Here is a 2,475-nt window from a genome sequence, read left to right as displayed (position 1 = left end):
ATCTCTTACGAAAGAAATTCTATAAATTCCCACTAATGATTTTTGGAAAATTCTAAATAATTAACCTTCGTTGGTGTTTATGCAATCAACGTTATCTGACAATAATATAGCAAAAACTACTTTTGTCAAGTTTTTTAAAAGTTAAGTTTGGCTGCCAATTTAGAATTAAAATCAATTTGTCTTTTTATAACAAAAGAACTTATTTAAATTCTTTTGTTATAAACTTCAAATAAGTTCTAATTTAAAACAGATCTAAAATAGAATATTTCTATTCACAAAATAAGCTTATACTACCTTGATATTTTGAAAAATTTCACTCATTTTCAACTGAAGAAATACTTATTGAATATAGAGTAAATAATTGGAGCAAGTGTTATTCCCGCTATTAGCATTACTTGTATTGTTCTATTACTTGCATTAAGTTCATTTTTTAAACTAGATATATCCTTTTGTAAGGTCTTTTCCACACTATCTATTTTCGAGTTTAAACTCTTCTCTACACCATCTATTTTAGCGTTTAAACTCTTCTCTACATTATCTATTTTAGTATCTAAACTATCTATTTTCGCATTAAGTTCGTTTTTTACACTATCTATTTTCGCATTAAGTTCGTTTTTTACACTATCTATTTTAGTATCTAATCTAGATATATCTTTTTGAAAGTTCTTTTCTACATTAATTATTTGTTGTTCCAAAGAATTCATTTTCTCTTTTAAAACTTCAAAGTTGTAATTATCATTGTGAAGAAAAACAAAATCTATTGCCTCCTCACTAAACCCTTTATTTAAAAATTCATTCTTTATACTTTCTATGTTATATGTTCTGTACGCTAAATTACTCATAAAATCTACGTATTATCCTTTTAATTGTTTATATTCCTTCATAATTCTTTTAATTATTTCTTTTTCATTATTAAATAGTTTGTCTAATAAGAACCCCGTGAATTTAGAATTAGTTTTATAAAAATCGTAACTCTCTTTACTTTTAAGTTGAAATCTTAACGGTTTTATTGGGTTTTGTCTTGATTTATCCTCTTTAATTTCTGTGTTTAATATGTTTCTATATACACCCTTTAATCCTTTTTCTTTAATGTCGCCTATTGATACACTTCCATCTAATACTTTTCTATAAATTTTAAGATATAAAAAAGCCTGACTTCTGGATATTATAAATTCTGACAAAAAGTCTTCAAATTTTTTATAACCATCTATCAAATAAAGTTTTTTTTCCCTTATTTTATATAATATTTTCATTGTTTTAATTTTATTATCAATATCATCAATGGTAATTCTACGAAGTTGATCTTTATAACTTTTATATTCAAGTTCGTCATTTTCAAATTCTTTAATGCTATCTGTTCTATTATTTAATAATATTTTTTTTACTTTTAATTTTGACACTTAATCCTCCTAAGTTTTAATTTACTATAGTGAACTACTATTTCTAAATCAAAGATTATAGAAATAGCTTCTTGTTTCATCCCATGATAGCTTTTTAGGTTCTAAAAGAACGATCATCCGCTAGATCATGGTCCACAAGCTTAACTTCAGGCAGTTCCTGCCTTAGTTTTTATTTCTTTGTAATAAATATGCCGGCATACTTTTTATAATAAATTGTTTAATATTTTTTTCATTTCTTGATAATAAATTTCTTTATTGTCCGGCTCTTTTAATTCGTTTATAAAAACCTTAATTGCATTATAAAAATGAACTCTTCCCTTAATAAGATCTTTGTATTTTGGCTGCAAAATACTTTCGATATCTTTATATGTATTTCTATTTTTCATAAATTGGTTTTCTACTATTGACGTGTCAATATTTTTTTTTCTTATCATTTCAACTTCTTTTATTTCATTCATTAATATTGGTAAAGACTCTACAGACCATCTTTCCGTTTGAATAGGTATTATAACTTTATGTGTAATATTTAAAGCATTAAATAATAAAGAACTTAAACTAGGTGGAGTATCTATTATCACATAATCAAAATTATAATAATGTAAGTTATTATCAAAAATAAATTCCAACATAAGTTCTTTATAAGTAATATCTTCTTTTTCAAATTTACACAAAATGGGATGGGACGGAATAACATACATATTATTATTTATTGGATTTATATATTCGTTAAAATCCACTGTTTGATCTCTTTTTAATAGATAATAAATATTATTTATTTCAATGTTACTAATATATCGTAAAAAATAACTTGTCAAACTATTTTGAGGGTCTAAATCTACAACTAACACTTTATTGTTGGCCTCACTTAAAATATATGAAAATATAATTGACAACATGCTTTTACCAACACCGCCTTTGATTGATGCAATTGTAATTATTTTAGGTTTTTTATTATCCATTTTGTTAGTGGTCCTTGTTCGGGGTATTTTTTCCCATAAAATTCATATATCTGTTTTTCTAAATCTGTAAACATACTAAATAATATTTTATTGTAGTGGTTATTCATTCTCTCTTT

The 2,475-nt window shown here is 24.4% G+C and carries 4 protein-coding genes; all 4 read right to left on the bottom strand.

All coding sequences use genetic code 11. From position 1 onward, the window contains the following. Positions 1 to 323: 323 nt before the first annotated feature. Entirely contained in the window at positions 324 to 842 is a 519-nt protein-coding gene (gene bdr / locus BLO14_RS05715) for a Bdr family repetitive protein (protein WP_091973966.1), read from the bottom strand. A gap of 12 nt (positions 843 to 854) precedes the next feature. Continuing rightward, positions 855 to 1,400: a chromosome replication/partitioning protein gene (locus BLO14_RS05710; protein WP_091973963.1), complete on the bottom strand. Its 546-nt coding sequence runs from the start codon at positions 1,398 to 1,400 to the stop codon at positions 855 to 857. Positions 1,401 to 1,603: 203 nt separating this feature from the next. Continuing rightward, positions 1,604 to 2,359: a ParA family protein gene (locus tag BLO14_RS05705; RefSeq protein ID WP_091973960.1), complete on the bottom strand. Its 756-nt coding sequence runs from the start codon at positions 2,357 to 2,359 to the stop codon at positions 1,604 to 1,606. Then, the coding region (locus BLO14_RS05700; protein ID WP_143280334.1) for a DUF226 domain-containing protein at positions 2,335 to 2,475 on the bottom strand (141 nt) is incomplete at its 5' end. The genes BLO14_RS05705 and BLO14_RS05700, both read right to left, overlap by 25 nt.

The organism is Borreliella japonica, from assembly GCF_900099615.1.
GTDB classification, from domain to species: Bacteria; Spirochaetota; Spirochaetia; order Borreliales; family Borreliaceae; genus Borreliella; species Borreliella japonica.
The sequence above is the reverse complement of the archived record's forward strand: the minus strand, read 5'-3'. Positions and strand labels throughout refer to the sequence as shown.

Excerpts from the sequence above, each read along its gene's own strand:
- bdr (WP_091973966.1), bottom strand. The coding sequence starts at position 842 with ATGAGTAATTTAGCGTACAGAACATATAACATAGAAAGTATAAAGAAT.
- BLO14_RS05705 (WP_091973960.1), bottom strand. The coding sequence starts at position 2,359 with ATGGATAATAAAAAACCTAAAATAATTACAATTGCATCAATCAAAGGC.